Origin of the sequence: Mesorhizobium sp. M1B.F.Ca.ET.045.04.1.1 (assembly GCF_003952465.1) — a bacterium.
Classification (GTDB): domain Bacteria; phylum Pseudomonadota; class Alphaproteobacteria; order Rhizobiales; family Rhizobiaceae; genus Mesorhizobium; species Mesorhizobium shonense.
Genome location: NZ_CP034448.1, coordinates 4,138,423 through 4,154,230 on the forward strand (window position 1 = coordinate 4,138,423; position 15,808 = coordinate 4,154,230).

At 64.1% G+C, this 15,808-nt stretch carries 15 protein-coding genes; 11 read left to right on the forward strand and 4 right to left on the reverse strand.

Annotated elements, in window-relative coordinates; all coding sequences use genetic code 11:
- The first annotated feature begins 83 nt into the window (after positions 1–83).
- The 4 genes from hflK (at position 84) to EJ071_RS20385 (ending at position 4,027) form a co-directional block, all read left to right on the forward strand.
- Positions 84–1,181 carry an FtsH protease activity modulator HflK gene (hflK, locus tag EJ071_RS20370; RefSeq protein ID WP_126099481.1) on the forward strand — a complete coding sequence of 366 codons (1,098 nt, stop codon included), beginning with the start codon at positions 84–86 and terminating at the stop codon, positions 1,179–1,181.
- Positions 1,181–2,176 carry a protease modulator HflC gene (locus EJ071_RS20375; RefSeq protein WP_126099482.1) on the forward strand — a complete coding sequence of 332 codons (996 nt, stop codon included), beginning with the start codon at positions 1,181–1,183 and terminating at the stop codon, positions 2,174–2,176. Before hflK ends, EJ071_RS20375 begins: the two co-directional genes overlap by 1 nt.
- A gap of 4 nt (positions 2,177–2,180) precedes the next feature.
- Entirely contained in the window at positions 2,181–2,366 is a 186-nt protein-coding gene (locus EJ071_RS20380) for a DUF2065 domain-containing protein (protein WP_126099483.1), read from the forward strand.
- 146 nt (positions 2,367–2,512) lie between these two features.
- Positions 2,513–4,027, forward strand: a complete 1,515-nt coding sequence (locus EJ071_RS20385; protein ID WP_126099484.1) for a DegQ family serine endoprotease — start codon at positions 2,513–2,515, stop codon at positions 4,025–4,027.
- Between the two features lie 161 nt (positions 4,028–4,188).
- On the opposite strand, the gene EJ071_RS20390 is transcribed toward EJ071_RS20385, so the two are convergent.
- Both EJ071_RS20390 and serB read right to left on the reverse strand, forming a co-directional pair.
- Positions 4,189–4,752, reverse strand: coding sequence for a GNAT family N-acetyltransferase (locus tag EJ071_RS20390; RefSeq protein ID WP_126099485.1), 564 nt, complete (start codon positions 4,750–4,752; stop codon positions 4,189–4,191).
- The gene (serB, locus tag EJ071_RS20395) at positions 4,749–5,636 is read right to left on the reverse strand and encodes a phosphoserine phosphatase SerB (RefSeq protein WP_126099486.1); all 888 of its coding nucleotides are present in this window, start codon (positions 5,634–5,636) and stop codon (positions 4,749–4,751) included. The genes EJ071_RS20390 and serB overlap by 4 nt, the downstream gene beginning before the upstream one ends.
- Between serB and miaA the strand changes: the two genes are divergently transcribed.
- A complete protein-coding gene (miaA, locus tag EJ071_RS20400; protein WP_126102652.1) occupies positions 5,626–6,573 on the forward strand; it encodes a tRNA (adenosine(37)-N6)-dimethylallyltransferase MiaA in 948 nt (315 codons plus the stop codon). The two genes, serB and miaA, sit on opposite strands and share 11 nt — an antisense overlap.
- A gap of 122 nt (positions 6,574–6,695) precedes the next feature.
- Positions 6,696–7,487, forward strand: a complete 792-nt coding sequence (locus EJ071_RS20405; RefSeq protein ID WP_126099487.1) for a GGDEF domain-containing protein — start codon at positions 6,696–6,698, stop codon at positions 7,485–7,487.
- A gap of 161 nt (positions 7,488–7,648) precedes the next feature.
- On the opposite strand, the gene EJ071_RS20410 is transcribed toward EJ071_RS20405, so the two are convergent.
- The gene (locus EJ071_RS20410; RefSeq protein ID WP_126099488.1) at positions 7,649–9,478 is read right to left on the reverse strand and encodes an ATP-binding protein; all 1,830 of its coding nucleotides are present in this window, start codon (positions 9,476–9,478) and stop codon (positions 7,649–7,651) included.
- Between the two features lie 153 nt (positions 9,479–9,631).
- Here EJ071_RS20410 and EJ071_RS20415 point away from each other — a divergent pair, with 153 nt between their 5' ends.
- Genes EJ071_RS20415 through EJ071_RS20425 form a run of 3 tightly spaced genes read left to right on the forward strand, consistent with a single transcriptional unit; the run spans position 9,632 to position 11,076 of the window.
- Complete coding sequence (locus EJ071_RS20415) at positions 9,632–10,198, forward strand: XRE family transcriptional regulator (protein WP_126099489.1); 567 nt, start codon at positions 9,632–9,634, stop codon at positions 10,196–10,198.
- A gap of 4 nt (positions 10,199–10,202) precedes the next feature.
- Positions 10,203–10,511 carry a hypothetical protein gene (locus EJ071_RS20420; RefSeq protein WP_126099490.1) on the forward strand — a complete coding sequence of 103 codons (309 nt, stop codon included), beginning with the start codon at positions 10,203–10,205 and terminating at the stop codon, positions 10,509–10,511.
- 37 nt (positions 10,512–10,548) lie between these two features.
- Complete coding sequence (locus EJ071_RS20425; RefSeq protein WP_126099491.1) at positions 10,549–11,076, forward strand: GNAT family N-acetyltransferase; 528 nt, start codon at positions 10,549–10,551, stop codon at positions 11,074–11,076.
- A 97-nt stretch (positions 11,077–11,173) separates the two neighbouring features.
- Here the strand turns inward: EJ071_RS20425 and EJ071_RS20430 are convergent, their stop codons facing one another.
- Positions 11,174–12,982, reverse strand: a complete 1,809-nt coding sequence (locus EJ071_RS20430; protein ID WP_126099492.1) for an NAD(P)/FAD-dependent oxidoreductase — start codon at positions 12,980–12,982, stop codon at positions 11,174–11,176.
- Positions 12,983–13,391: 409 nt separating this feature from the next.
- Between EJ071_RS20430 and EJ071_RS20435 the strand changes: the two genes are divergently transcribed.
- A complete protein-coding gene (locus EJ071_RS20435; protein ID WP_245460347.1) occupies positions 13,392–15,143 on the forward strand; it encodes an acetolactate synthase 3 large subunit in 1,752 nt (583 codons plus the stop codon).
- A 78-nt stretch (positions 15,144–15,221) separates the two neighbouring features.
- Entirely contained in the window at positions 15,222–15,794 is a 573-nt protein-coding gene (gene ilvN, locus EJ071_RS20440; protein ID WP_059185300.1) for an acetolactate synthase small subunit, read from the forward strand.
- The last annotated feature ends 14 nt before the right edge of the window (positions 15,795–15,808 follow it).

Below are 15,808 nucleotides of genomic sequence, written 5' to 3' on the forward strand. Positions count from 1 at the left end.
TTCCGAAAACCGATATCGGTTTTCGGGGTCATGCGCTAGGATTGCGCCGCAAGGCCCGAGGGAACCGAAGCGAAAGGACATTCATGCCCTGGAACGACAAGAGCGGTGGCGGCGGCCCATGGGGCGGCGGCGGCAATCAGGGACCCTGGGGGCAGGGACCGAGAGGGCCGAGTGGCCCGCAGGGTTCGCCTCCCGACCTCGAAGACATCATCCGCCGCGGCCAGGACAGGTTGCGGCGTGCTCTTCCGGGAGGCGGCGGCGCCAGTCCAGCTGTTTTAGGGCTGATCGCGCTGGCGCTCGTCGTGCTTTGGGCCTTCAAGGCAATCTACACCGTGCAGCCTGACGAAGTTGCGGTCGAACTGCGCTTCGGCCAGCCGAAAGCGGAGCTTTCGCAACCCGGCCTGCATTTCCACTGGTGGCCGATCGAAACGGTCGAGACGGCCAAGATCTCCGAGCAACTCGTCAGCATCGGTGGCGGAGCGAGCAGCGGCTCCGGGCTGATGCTCTCCGGCGACCAGAACATCGTCAATGTGCAGTTCTCGGTCGCCTATCAGGTTTCCGATCCAAGGGCCTACCTGTTCGATGTCTCCGATCCCGACGGCATGCTGACGCAGGTAGCCGAAAGCGCCATGCGCGAAGTCGTCGGCCGGCGCCCGGCGCAGGATATTTTCCGCGACGATCGCCAGGGTATCGCCACTTCGGTGCGTGAGATCGTCCAGAACACGCTCGACGGCTACAAGACCGGCCTGCAAGTCAATGCGATCTCCATCGAGGACGCAGCGCCGCCGCGCGAGGTAGCCGACGCCTTCGACGAGGTGCAGCGGGCCGAGCAGGACGAGGACAAGTTCGTCGAGCAGGCCAACCAATATTCCAACCAGAAGCTCGGCCAGGCGCGTGGCGAGGCGGCCCAGGTCCGCGAGGACGCGGCCGCCTACAAGAACCGTGTCGTGCAGGAGGCGGAAGGCGAGGCGCAGCGCTTCATCTCCGTCTACAACGAATACGCCAAGGCGCCCGACGTGACGCGCAAGCGCCTTTACCTGGAAACGATGGAGAGAATCCTGAAGGACTCGAACAAGGTCGTCGTCGAGCAAGGAGACGGGCAGGGCGTGCTTGCCTATCTGCCGCTGCCGGCACTGCAGCCGAAGGCGCCGCCGGCGCCGGCGCTGGGAGGTAACCAGTGATGGCCAATCGTCTTCCCATCGTCGCCGTCATCGCGGCTGTGCTTCTGTTCCTGCTCTATTCGTCGGTGTTCGTCGTCAAGGCGGGCGAGCAGGCCATCGTGCTGAGATTCGGCGAGATCATCGACGTCAAGACCGAGCCGGGCATCTACTTCAAAGCGCCATTCGCCTTCTTCGATGCCGACAGCGTTCAGACGATCGAGAAAAAAGTGATGCGCTTCGACCTCGACAACATCCGCGTCCAGGTCTCCGGCGGCAAGTTCTACGAGGTCGACGCCTTCATCGCCTATCGCATTTCGGATCCGCGGACCTTCCGCGCGGCCGTGTCGGGCCAGGTGGAACTCGCCGAAGCCCGGCTGAAGACGCGCCTCGATGCAGCGCTCCGCCGCGTCTACGGTCTGCGCGACTTCGAGGCGGCGCTTTCCGAAGAACGCGGCGTCATGATGCGCGAGGTGCGCGACCAGCTGCGTCCGGATGCGACATCGCTCGGTCTCGACATCGAGGATGTGCGCATCCGCCGGACGGACCTGACGGCGGAAGTGTCGCAGCAGACCTACGACCGCATGAAGGCCGAACGCCTGGCGGAAGCCGAGCGGCTGAGGGCGCGCGGCAACGAGGCGGCGCAGCGCATCAGGGCCAGGGCTGACCGCGAGGTCGTCGAGATCATCGCCGAGGCGCAGAAAGAATCGGAAATCCTTCGCGGTGAAGGCGAGGCGCAGCGCAGCGCCACCTTCGCTGACGCCTACAAGCGGGACCCCGCCTTCTTCGATTTCTATCGCTCGATGAATGCTTACGGCACGGCGTTGGACAACACCGGAACGACCATGGTGCTGTCGCCGGAGTCCGAGTTCTTCCGCTACTTCCGCGATCCGGACAGCAAGCCCGTGCCTGGGCAACCGGCTGCGCAACAGTCGGCGCCAGCCGCCCCGGCGACGGCACCTGCCGCGCCTGCGACGGCACCTGCCGCGCCTGCGACGCAACCCAGCACCGCCCAGTAGGGCGGTGCAGGATTTTCTCGCGGCAATCGGCCTGGTCCTCGTCATCGAGGGCCTGGTCTATGGCGGGTTTCCCGCTCTGGCCCGGAAACTCGCGACGGAAGTGCTGTCGACGCCCGAAAATGTGCTGCGGATCGGCGGATTGGTTGCAATCGCCATCGGCGTCGGCATCGTCTGGCTGGTCCGCGGCTGATGAAATTCCTTGGTGCCGAGGCGATTGACGATTTATGTTTTGCCGATAGCTATAGCCGCAAACGTGCCTTATTTCTTGCCAACATGGATTGGGCAGGCGCTTTTGCGGAAGCGCTTTTCCTTTTCTAGAAACGCCGGGAGGCCACGATGATATCCGACACCCTGTTGCGCGCGGCACGGCGCACGTTTTTCGCCGGCGCCACCGCATTCGTCGTCGGCATGATTGCCGTCCCGTCCTTCGTCACGCCGACGATCGCATCCGACGGACCGCCTTCCGTCGCCGATCTCGCCGACCGCCTGCTCGGCGCGGTGGTCAACATCTCGACCTCGCAGACGGTGAAAGGCACGGAAGGGCCAGGCGCGGTGCCGATGCCGCAGCTTCCCGAAGGCTCGCCCTTCCAGGACTTTTTCGACGACTTCTTCAAGAACCGCGGCGGTGACAAGGGCGGCGGCGGGCAGAAGGTGCAATCGCTGGGCTCCGGCTTCGTCATCGACGCCGACCAGGGCATCGTGGTGACCAACAACCACGTCATCGCCGACGCCGACGATATCGAGGTGAACTTTTCCGACGGCGCGACGCTGAAGGCGACGCTTATCGGCACCGACACCAAGACCGACGTCGCGGTGCTGAAGGTCGATCCAAAGGGCCACAAGCTCACGGCCGTGAAGTTCGGCGATTCGACCAAGATGCGCGTCGGCGACTGGGTGATGGCGATCGGCAACCCGTTCGGCCTCGGCGGCACGGTGACGGTCGGCATTATCTCGGCGCGCAACCGCGACATCAACTCCGGCCCCTATGACGACTTCATCCAGACCGACGCCGCCATCAATCGCGGTAATTCCGGCGGCCCGCTGTTCAACAGCGACGGCGAGGTCATCGGCATCAACACGGCGATCATCTCGCCGTCGGGCGGCTCGATCGGCATCGGCTTCTCCATCCCGGCGCAGCTTGCGGCGGGCGTCGTCGACCAGCTTCGCCAATTCGGCGAGACAAGGCGCGGCTGGCTTGGCGTGCGCATCCAGCCGGTGACGGACGACATCGCCGAGAGCCTCGGTATGGCGACCGCCAAGGGCGCGCTGGTGGCCGGCGTCATCAAGGGCGGTCCGGTCGACAACGGTTCGGTGCAGGCCGGCGACGTCATCATCAAGTTCGATGGCAAGGACATTCACGAAATGCGCGACCTGCCGCGCGTCGTCGCCGAAAGCCCGGTCGGCAAGGCAGTCGACGTCGTGATCGTACGCAAGGGCGTCGAACAGACGGTGAAGGTGACGCTCGGCCGGCTCGAGGACGGCGAGAAGCTTGCCAGCGGCGAAAACGGCAATACCGATCAGGACAAAGGCGACAAGGCGCCTCCGGTGTCCACGGCCTCCGTGCTCGGCATGACCGTCGGTGAGCTCAACGACCAGACCCGGCAGAAGTTCGGCATCGCAGCCGATGTGTCGGGCGTGGTCATCACCGATGTAGCCAAGGATTCGGCCGCCTCCGAGCGCGGCATCCAGCCGGGCGAGGTGATCACCGAGATCGCGCAGGAATCGGTCGGCACACCGAAGGACGTCATGGACCGGATCGGCGCGCTGAAGGAGCAGGGTCGCAAGAACGCGCTGCTGATGCTGGCCTCGAAGAGCGGCGAGTTGCGCTTCGTGACGATCCGGATGGACTGAGTCCGGCAGTGGCTCAAAAGGTCGGCGCCATGGAGACCGCGGCTGATTTCCTGCGCCAGCGGGCGCGGGACGCATCCGGTGAGGATTTTGCAAGAATTCCTGATCGGGTCGCAGCCGGCCCGCCGCAGGCAGGCGACGAGCGGCCTTCCGAGAGGCGCTGATCAGCGCCGTCGCGCCTGCCAATCTTCGCGCGACAGCCGGTAGAGGACATGTCGCTTCAGATGAGGGTGGCTGTCCGGCACGGCGGGATGATCGAAGTTGGCGCCCGCATCGGCGCGCATGCCGAGCCGCTTCATGACCGCGATGGAGCGATGGTTCTCGGCGACGGCGAAGGAGACGATCTCGTCCAGCCCAAGCGTTTCGAACCCGTAGTCGAGCCAGGCTTCGGCAGCCTCGGTGACATAGCCATTGCCCCAGAATTCCGGCGCCAGCCGCCAGCCGATCTCGATCGTGCCGGCCGGGAGGGTGTCGATGTCCTCCGTTTCGAGCAATCCGATGAAGCCGATGCATTCGCCGGTTTCTGCAATCTCGGCCGCGGCGAAGCCGTAGCCATCCTCGGCGATCCAGGACCGGAACTCATCCATCATGGCGTCGGCGGTAGCGCGGTCGCGACGGAACGGAAAGAACTCCATAACGCGCTCGTCGGAGTTGATGCGATGGAAGAGAGGGCGGTCGCGTTCTTCCCAGTTGCGCAGGATGAGGCGCTCGGTGCGGATCGGCTTCACTGCACGAACTCCTCTCTCAGGTAGCCCTGGAGATAAAGCAGCGCGGTCAGGTCGCCATGATCGATGCGGAACCCTGCCTGTTCCGCCACGATCGGCTTGGCGTGAAGTGCGACGCCGGTGCCGGCAAGGCGGATCATGTCGAGGTCGTTGGCGCCGTCGCCGACGGCGATCGCGTCGGCCGTCGCCAGGCCAAGCCTTGCCGCAATATCGAGCAGCGCCTCCGCCTTGGCGGCGCGGCCGAGGATCGGTTCGGCCACCGTGCCGGTGAATCGGCCATCTTCCTCGATCAGCCGGTTGGCGCGGTTTTCCTGGAAGCCGAGCAGCGCGGCGATGCGGCTGGTGAAGACGTCGAAGCCGCCGGAGATGAGCGCGGTCCAGGCGCCGTTGGCGCGCATGGTCCGCACCAGCGCGCGGCCGCCGGCGGCCAGCGTTATGCGGCCGGCAATGATGCGGTCGACCACCGCCGTGTCGAGGCCCTTCAGCAAGGCGACGCGCTCGCGCAAGGCAGGCTCGAAGGCGATCTCGCCATTCATCGATCGCGCCGTGATGGCCGCGACGTGCTCCTTGACGCCGATCTCGTCGGCAAGCTCGTCGATGCATTCCTGGTCGATCATCGTCGAATCCATGTCGGCAAGCAGGATCTTCTTCCTCCTGCCTTCGGCCGGTTGAACGATGATATCGATCGGCTCGGAGGCCAATGCCGCGCGGAGATCGGCCGTCAATACGCCGACGTCGCGCGTCTCCGGCAAAACCAGATCGCAGGCAACGCCTTCGGCTAGCCAATGAACGGAGCTTGCGCCGGCCGCCCGCGAGGCCATATTCGCAAGCGAGGCCGACACTCTTCGGTCTTCGGGACGGGATACAAGCGTGGCGATCAGCGGCATCGAAAATTCCGGCAGACAGGCGGGCGAGGGCCGCGTGAAGAACGCGATCCTGATAGCCGGGCCGACGGCCAGCGGCAAGTCGGCGCTGGCGCTCGATCTTGCCGAACGCAAAGGCGGCGTGATCGTCAACACCGATTCCATGCAGGGCTATTCGGTGCTCGACGTGCTGACGGCGCGCCCAAGTGCGGCGGAAATGGCGCGCGTGCCGCATTTCCTCTACGGCCATGTGCATCCTTCGACAGCCTACTCCACCGGCGCCTGGCTGCGCGACGTCACCGGGCTTATTGCGGAAGGTGTTTTGTCGGGGCGGCCGGTCGTCTTCGTCGGCGGCACGGGGCTCTATTTTCGCGCTTTAGCCGAAGGCATCTCGGAGATGCCCGACATTCCGCCGTCGGTGCGCGAGCGCTGGCGCTATGAGCTCAAGGAACAAGGGGCCGAACGGCTGCATCGCATTCTGATGCGCGAGGATTCGGCTGTCGCCATGCAGCTCAGGCCGACCGACAGCCAACGCATCGTGCGGGCGCTCGAGGTGCTCGACGCGTCGGGACGGTCGATCCTTGATTGGCAGGCAGCGCGCGGCCAACCGCTGATCGATCGCGGCAGTGCGCGCTTCCTGGTGATCGAGCCGGATCGCGGCGAACTCGTCGCGCGCATCGAGGCGCGGTTCGACCAGATGCTCGACAAGGGCGCACTGGACGAGGTCAGGCAATTGATGGCGCTTGACCTCGCTCCGGACCTGCCGGCGATGAAAGCGATCGGGGTTCGGGAGCTGCAGGCCGCGTTGGCCGGACAAATGAGCTTCCCCGAAGCGATCGAGCGCGCCAAGGTCGCCACGCGCCAATATGCCAAGCGTCAGGCGACATGGTTCAGGCACCAACTGGGACCGGAGTGGCAAAGGCTCCGCCCCGGCGAGGAACCGGCAACTCCGGACCGGTAGATCGCGATCTCAATCAGAGGCTTGGAATCGTGAACGCAGCTTCTCGCCACGGTTGTCCGGGTTAACCGTCCGTAAGGCCGGGCATGCCATAACGACAATGGGTCGTGGTCCCGCGGGGAGTTATGCGTTTTCACAAGGCGGAATCCGCATTCTTTGTCTTCATTTTCGTGATCCTGGCCGCGGGCCTGGTGACCTTCCACGCCTATGGCCAATTGCAGGACATCGCGACCGACCTCGACACCGCGTCGCGACTCCAAAGGATCATCTATCTCAACAAATTGCTATTCCTGACCGGTGCGCTGCTCGCCGCCGCCTTGTTCTTCGGGACCTTCTTCATCTACCCGCTGATCCGCGGCCAGGTGAGGGAAGAGGGCAAGCTGCGCGCCATGACGGTTTCGCTGAGCGCCCGCTCGCAAACGCTCGAGCAGGCGGCTCTCACCGACGGCCTGACCGGCATGCAGAACCGTCGCTACTTCGACGATGCGCTGCGGGAGTATCTCGACGAGTTCGGCCGCATCGACAAGCCGGTGGGGCTGATGATCCTCGACCTCGATCATTTCAAGCAGGTCAACGATACACATGGACACGATGTCGGTGATGAGGTCCTGCGGGCCGTCGCACAATGCGTGCGGGGCATGACACGCTATCACGACGTGGTGGCGCGGCTTGGCGGCGAGGAGTTTGCCGTGGTCACCCCCAACATGGACGCGGAGCTGCTCGCCCGGTTCGCCGAGCGCATCCGCAAGGCTATCGCCAGCATGTCGATCCTGTCGGGCAATGTGCGGCTGAAGGTGACCACCAGCGTCGGCCTGGCCGTCTGGGACCGCAAGGAGAGCGCGGAGGACTTCTATCGCCGCGCCGATCGCCAGCTCTACGAGGCGAAGAAGCAAGGCCGCAACCGCGTCTGCGCCTAAAATTCCGAAGATGAATTCATGAGGCCGGCCGCATGCCACCGTTTGCTGCGCTTCCGGTGCTCACGGACTGAATGTCCGCTCCGGTTCTCGCAAACGGCACCATCCGGCTCAGCCTGATGAATTCTCTTTTGGAATTTGGCAGTGCCTGCGCCGTTGCCCGATCAGTCGTTCTGCTGGCGCATGCCAAAGGTCGAGGGCTTCAGGCCGTAGCGCAGGTCGAAATCGTCGTCCGGCTGCACGCGGGGCGTGGGCGGCTTGCGGTAGTCGGGATCACCGGCCTGGCGACCGGTGTCGACCACCTCGGCGAAAGCCATGGCCTGCTGCGGTTTCGGCACGTTGCGCAGCCGCTCGACGATGCCGGCGAGGTCGACATCGTCGCCGGCTTCCGCGGGCATGGTCTGCTCGCGCTTGGCCGTTCCCGGGATGAATTCACGCGACAGCTTCTCGAATTTGAGCCGCATGGTCGTCGCCACGCCTTCACCGAAGGCGATCGCCTCGCGCTGGCCCATCGAAGACAGGAAGGCCAGCGTCGAGGCCGAGGAATCGGCGATCGCCGAGCGGATGATCGCCTGGTCCTGCTCGTTGGCGAGCCGCATGGCGAAGAAGGTCGAGCATTGCGACAGGATGGTCGGATCGAGCTCGCCCGGACGCTGGGTGACGACGCCGAGATAGCAGCCATATTTGCGGCCTTCCTTGGCGATGCGCGACAAAGCGTGCCTGGTCGGCGCGAAGCCGAGCCGCGGATCGGCCGGCATGTAGCGATGCGCCTCCTCGCAGAGCAGGAGCAGCCGCAGCCGGCCCTCGCTCCATAGGGCAAGATCGAAGGCGAGGCGCGCCAGCACCGAGCAGACGGAGTTGACGACCTCTGACGGCATGCCCGCCATCTCGAAACAGGTTACCGGACGCCCGTGGTTCGGCACGCGGAAGATGTTGCCGATCGTCTCGTGGATGGTGTCCTCGATCAGCCGCGAATTGAACATGAAGCGGTAGCGCGGGTCGGAGGCAGCTGATTCGATGCGCGTCCTCAGCGACTTCAGGGTCGGCCGGTCGTTCTTGCTTTCCAGGAGACCCATGCGCTCGTCGATCTGCTTGAGGAGATCGGCGATGCGGTAAGGCACCGGCGTGTCCGCCGTCAGCGCGTCGCTGCCGCGCCTGATGTAGCTGCCGGAACTAGGGTTGCGGTAGAGGTTCTTGGCGGCTGGGATGAGGTCGCGCAGGACGTCGACTTCCTCCGGCTCGGTCTCGCGTCCGCGAAACAGAACTTCGGCGAATTCGTCCAGCCTGAACATCCAGAACGGCAGGTCGAGCGTCTTGGAATCGACCTTCACGCAATATTCCGGAAGCGAGGCCGCAAACTCGTTGTGGGGATCGAGGATCAGCACGCGCAGATCCGGCCGCGCCTCGATCGATTTGCGCAAAAGCAGCGAGACTGCCGTGGACTTGCCGACGCCCGTCGTGCCGACAATGGCGAAATGGCGCGCCAGCGTGTCGTCGATGGCGATGTTGGCATCGATCGCCTCGTCCTGGGACAGCGTGCCGATGGTGATCGAGTGGCGGCCGGCGAGATCGTAAACAGCCTGCAGGTCACGGCTGCGGATGCGGTGGGCAATGGCGCCGATATGCGGATAGGTGGTGATGCCGCGGTCGAAGACCGGCTTGGCGCCAGGCTCGGCACCGTCGCGCACCTCGCCGATCAGTTCGATGCTGACCTCGATTGCGTTCTGACCCTCGTTGCTCCAGGCACGGTCAGACTTGCCGATCGCATAGACAAGGCCAACCGTGCGCGTCGCGCCAAGGTTGATGGAGATCATCTTGCCGACCGTCCACAGGCCGGTGACCGTGCCTTCGGCATCCTCGGCATAGGCGCTGATGGTGGCACGCGCGCCGTCGCACTGCACGACGTTGCCCAGAATGCGCTTGTCGTTTTGTTGGATGTTGCGGCGCTCCTGCGAGGTCGGTTCCCCAACGGAGGCTTCGCGTTCAACAAACATCGGTGACTCTGATCCCATTCCCCTGAGCGTCGACCCTATCGGATTGGAGTTAAAGTCGCGTGAGGTCGGATGGTGTAGAGCCTGTTAAGCCGGCCGGGAAAATTCGATCGAAAAGCCTCTTTCGTCGCGTTGAGATTTCGATATATTGGAAAAATGGCTGATATATCGAACGACATCACATCCACCATCGGCAGGCGGATACGCTCCGAGCGGGATTTGCGGGGATGGTCGCTGGGCGAACTGGCCGACCGGTCGGCTGTTTCCAAGGCGATGCTGAGCGCCATGGAGCGCGGCATGACAAGCCCGACCGCGGCGCTCCTGGTGCGCGTTGCGTCCGCCTTCGGCATGACGCTGTCGACGCTGATCGCCCGCGCCGAAATGCAGGGCGGCGGCGTTTCCCGCAAGGACGAGCAGCCGGTCTGGCGAGATCCTGCGACCGGTTATGTAAGACGCCATCTGTCGCCGGCCTCGCAAATGCCGCTCGAACTGATCCGGGTCAGTCTGCCGGCCGGCGCAAAGGTGAGTTTCCCAGCAGCGTCCTATGCCTTCATCAAGCAGCAGATCTGGCTGATCGGCGGTCGCCTCGACTTCACGGAAGGCGATGTTGTGCACAAGCTCGAACCAGGCGACTGCCTGGCGCTCGGCGCGCCGTCGGATTGCATCTTCCATGCGCCAGGACCGGAAGCCGCCGAGTATCTGGTGGCGCTGGCCAGGGGCTGATCGCATGGCGCGCCGACTGAGACGCTCGCACAATCGCGGGCCGCCTCTCGACGATTACGAAGGCCCGCCATGGGGCAAGGGCGGCGCCTACATCTTCCTTGCCTGGCGCGACGCCCATGACAAGGCCTGGAAGGCGCCGAGCCAGACCATCATGCTGATGCGGCTGGAGCGGGCCGAGCGGCTTGGCCTCACCTACGAGGAATACACGCTCGAGATCCTGGAGCGCGGGCGGCACCTCAGCGAGGACGACGCCGAGCGCATCGCGGAAATCCGCCGGGCGCGCCGCCGAAGACGGACCAGTCATTTCGAATGACCGCGGCTCGACACCTCACCACCTGGAGAATACCGACATGAACTCCCTTGAAATCCGGGCGTTGAGCAACGACGCGAAAACCCGCGGGATGCTGGCCGGTCTGCTGATCGAGACGGTCGCCGCCGGCGGATCGGTGAGCTTCTTGCATCCGCTGTCGCCCGATGCGGCCCATGCGTTCTGGCGCAAATCGCTGGATGCCGCCGCACGTGGAGAAAGGGCGGTGCTCGGCGCATGGGATGGCGAGACGCTTGTCGGCACCGTCACGCTGCTTCTCGATTGCCCGCCCAACCAGCCGCACCGTGCCGAGATCGCCAAGCTGATGACTCGCCTCGACTATCGCGGCAAAGGCACCGCGACCGGCCTGATGCGAGCCGCCGAGGACTTTGCCGTCGAGAAGGGACGTACCCTGCTGGTGCTGGACACCGCGCGCGAGGAGGGGGCTGCCGGGCTTTACCAAAAACTCGGCTTCACGCTGACCGGCGAGATCCCGGACTATGCGCTCAGGCCGCATGGCGGCCTTACCGGCACGCTCATCTACTGGAAGCGGATAGGCAAAGATCGATAGCCATCAAGTCGCGACAATATGGGCCTGCCCGAAGCTCAAGGCAGGATAGATGGAAGCCCGCGGCCGGGCTTCCACCCTGTGTGGAAAGCGTCCGGCCTCAAGCCCGGTGGTAGACCTCCTGCAATCCGTAAACGGGCGTCGGCACGCCGACCTGCCTGGCCTTCAGCTGCAGCGACAGATACTGCGAGTAGTGGCGCGACTGGTGCAGGTTGCCGCCGTGGAACCACAGCGCTTCCTGCTGCGTCGGCTTCCACATGTTGCGCTGCTCGCCTTCCCACGGGCCGGGATCCTTGGTGGTGTTGGAGCCGAGACCCCAGACCTTGCCGACCTTGTCCGCCACTTCCTGTGAGATGAGGTCGGCGGCCCATCCGTTCATCGAGCCGTAGCCGGTGGCGTAGATCACCAGATCGGCCGGCAGTTCGGTGCCGTCGACGAATTTCACAGCGGTTTCGGTGAGTTCCTGCACTCCAGCACCTGGACCGCTTTTGAGCTTGATCGAGCCGTCGATGACGAGGTCGCACGCGCCGACGTCGATGTAATAGCCGGAGCCGCGGCGCAGATACTTCATGAACAGACCCGAATCGTCATCGCCCCAATCGAGCATGAAGCCGGCCTTTTCCAGATCCGCGTAGAACTTGGCGTCGCGCTCCTTCATCTGCTGGTAGAGCGGAATCTGGAACTCGTGCAGGATGCGGTAGGGCAGGGAGGCGAAGATCATGTCCGCCTTTCGGGTCGTCATGCCGTTCTCGACCGCCTGCTCGGAATAGAGGGCGCCGAGGCCGATATCCATCAGCGTGTCGGACCTGACGATGTGCGTGGACGAGCGCTGAACCATGGTCACGTCCACGCCTGCTTCCCACAGCGCCGCGCAGATGTCGTGCGCGGAGTTGTTGGAGCCGATGACGACAACCTTCTTGCCGCGGTATTTGTCCGGGCCGGGATGGGTCGAGGAATGCTGCTGCTCGCCCTTGAAAATGTCCTGGCCCTTGTATTTCGGCCAGTTCGCCTTGCCGGACATGCCAGTCGCCAGCACCAGCTGCTTCGGCTTGAGCACGATCTCCCTGCCGTCCCGCTCTACGACGACGGCCCATTCCTTGGCCTTCTCGTCATATGCGGCGGATTTCGCGGTGGTGGAGCTCCAATAATTCAGCTCCATTACCTTGGTGTACATCTCCAGCCAGTCGCCGATCTTGTCCTTCGGCGCAAAGACCGGCCAGTTCTTTGGAAAGTCGATATAGGGCAGGTGATCGTACCAGACCGGATCGTGCAGGCAGAGCGACTTGTAGCGTTTGCGCCAGGAATCGCCTGGACGCTCGTTCTTCTCGACGATGATGGTCGGCACGCCGAGCTGCTTCAGCCGAGCACCAAGGGCAATTCCGCCCTGGCCGCCGCCGATGATGACGACATAGGGCTGCCGAGTGTTGCCGAGTTCGGCGATTTCGTCGTCGCGCTCCTCGCGCCATGTCTTGCGGCCCTTGCCGTGGCCATGCTTGGCGCCGAGCGGGCGGGTGAAGCCCGCCTTCTCTTCATGGCCTTTCAGCTCCGCAATGGTCGTCAGCAGCGTCCAGATCAGGTCGCCCTTGAACCGCACAAGGCCAAAGCCGCGCGCCACGCCGGTCTCGAAAGTAATCCAGGCGGTGATGATGCCGCCGTCCTCCGTCGCTTCCTCGCCTTCGGCCACCGTCCAGCCGGTCGGTTTGATGTCGGCCAGCATCGCCTGCAGCATGTCGCGGACCTGGTCGCGGCCCTCCATCGTCTTCAGGTTCCAGGTGAACGTGACGAGGTCGCGCCAGTAGCAGTCCTCCTGGAAGCAGTTGACGGCAGCATCGATGTCGCCGGCCTCCAGCGCCTTGCCGAATTTGTCGAGCAGCGCCTGCGCCTTGGTGGTGGGTGTCCTCTCGAGCATCAGTTTCCTCCGGGTTTGGATCGCTTCTTGGGTGAGCGCGCCGCCGGATTGGGTTTCCGGCACCCGCAAAGTATTTCGGCAAAAGCTGCGAGGCGTCACGCCCTCCAATAGTTTGGCGCGTTTTCAATGGCTTGAACCGGCAAGGGGCCCAGAGGTGTCATTTTTGCCGTTGACAGGCTGCCGTACCCGCCTCTAGTGTCCGCGCCCATGAAAACGGCACTCATTCTCGTAGGCTGGCGCGTGGGCAAGGCGGTGTAACCGCCGGGCGAAAACCTCCCATGCGCATCCCACAGGCTCCCTCGGGGGCCTTTTTTATTGCCCAAAACCCAACTAAACGACCAGCAAATCGCCAGACGGCGGACAGTACGGGACCAGACCGATGAGCAACGGACAGAACGAGCGGCGCGAAATGACAGGTGCCGAAATGGTGGTGCAGGCGCTGAAGGACAACGGCGTCAAGCATGTCTTCGGCTATCCGGGCGGCGCCGTTCTCCCGATCTACGATGAAATTTTTCAACAAGACGAGGTCGAGCACATCCTGGTCAGGCACGAGCAGGGCGCCGGCCATGCCGCCGAAGGCTACGCCCGCTCGACCGGCAAGGCCGGCGTTCTCCTGGTGACGTCCGGCCCCGGCGCCACCAATGCGGTGACGCCGCTGCAGGACGCACTGATGGATTCCATTCCGCTGGTGTGTCTCACCGGCCAGGTGCCGACCTCGCTGATCGGCTCCGACGCGTTCCAGGAATGCGACACGGTCGGCATCACGCGGCCCTGCACCAAGCACAATTGGCTGGTGAAGGACGTCAACGATCTCGCCGCCACGATCCATGAGGCGTTCCATGTGGCGACCACCGGGCGTCCCGGCCCGGTCGTGGTCGACATTCCGAAGGACGTGCAGTTCGCCAAGGGCATCTACGTGCCGCCGCAGACGGCGCCGCGCACCAGCTACCAGCCGAAGGTCCAGGGCGATCTGGAGAAGGTGAAGGCTGCCGTCGAGCTAATGGCTGGCGCCAAGAAGCCGATCATCTACAGCGGCGGCGGTGTCATCAATTCCGGCCCGGAGGCGAGCCATCTGCTGCGCGAACTGGTCGATCTCACCGGCTTCCCGATCACCTCGACGCTGATGGGCCTCGGCGCTTATCCGGCTTCGGGCAAGAACTGGGTCGGCATGCTGGGCATGCACGGGACCTATGAAGCCAACATGGCGATGCATGACTGCGACGTGATGCTCTGCATCGGCGCGCGTTTCGACGACCGCATCACCGGCCGGCTCAACGCGTTTTCGCCGAATTCGAAGAAGATCCACATCGATATCGACCCGTCCTCCATCAACAAGAACGTCCATACGGACGTGCCGATCCTGGGCGATGTCGGCCGCGTGCTGGAGGATCTGGTGCGGCTGTGGCGTGCGACCGCCAAGGCCGACAAGAAGGCGCTCTATCCGTGGTGGGAGCAGATCGCGAAATGGCGCGCGCGGGATTCGCTCGCCTACAAGATGAACAACGACGTGATCATGCCGCAATACGCCATCCAGCGGCTCTATGCGCTGACCAAGGACCTCGACACCTACATCACCACCGAGGTCGGTCAGCACCAGATGTGGGCGGCGCAGCACTATCATTTCGACAAGCCGAACCGCTGGATGACGTCGGGCGGGTTGGGCACCATGGGCTACGGGCTGCCGGCCGCGCTCGGTGTGCAGATCGCGCATCCGGACGCGCTCGTCATCGACATTGCAGGCGACGCTTCCGTGCAGATGACGATGCAGGAGATGAGCTCGGCGGTGCAGTACGAGGCGCCGATCAAGATCTTCATCCTCAACAACCAGTATATGGGCATGGTGCGGCAGTGGCAGCAGCTGCTGCACGGCAACCGGCTGTCGCATTCCTACACCGAGGCGATGCCTGATTTCGTCAAGCTGGCGGAAGCCTATGGCGGCCACGGCATCCGCTGCGACAAGCCGGACGAGCTGGACGACGCGATCAAGGAAATGATCTCGGTCAAGAAGCCTGTGCTGTTCGACTGCCGCGTGGCGACTTTAGCCAACTGCTTCCCGATGATCCCGTCCGGCAAGGCGCATAACGAGATGCTCCTGCCGGACGAGGCGACCGACGAGGCGGTGGCCAACGCCATCGACGCCAAGGGCAGGGAACTGGTGTAGCCGCTGGCGGCGATTTGCGGCTGGAAGCCGTGTGGAAACAGAGTTTTAGATCAAGAGTTTGAAGTCGAGATTCACGTCATGAACGCACAGCTTCAGCCGACCGGCTCCGCCTATTTCATCGCCAAGGAAACCGAGAAGCCGGAAACGCACACGCTTTCCGTGCTGGTCGACAACGAACCGGGCGTGCTTGCCCGCGTCATCGGCCTGTTCTCGGGACGCGGCTACAACATCGAGAGCCTTACCGTCTCCGAGACCGAGCACGAGAAGCATCTGTCGCGCATCACCATCGTGACGCGCGGCACGCCGCATGTGCTCGAACAGATCAAACACCAGCTCGAGCGCATCGTGCCGGTGCACCGCGTGGTCGATTTGACCGTCCGCTCGCACGAGCTTGGCCAGGAGCGGCCGCTGGAGCGCGAGCTGGCGCTGGTCAAGGTCGCCGGAACCGGCGACGCCCGGGTCGAGGCGCTGCGGCTCGCAGACGCGTTCCGCGCCAGCGTCATCGACGCCAACACCGAGCATTTCATCTTCGAGATCACCGGCAAGGGTTCGAAGCTCGATCAGTTCATCGCCATCATGAAGCCGCTCGGCCTGGTCGAGATCTGCCGCACCGGTGTGGCGGCGATGAACCGCGGCCCGCAGGGCATGTGAGCCCGGCGAGCATC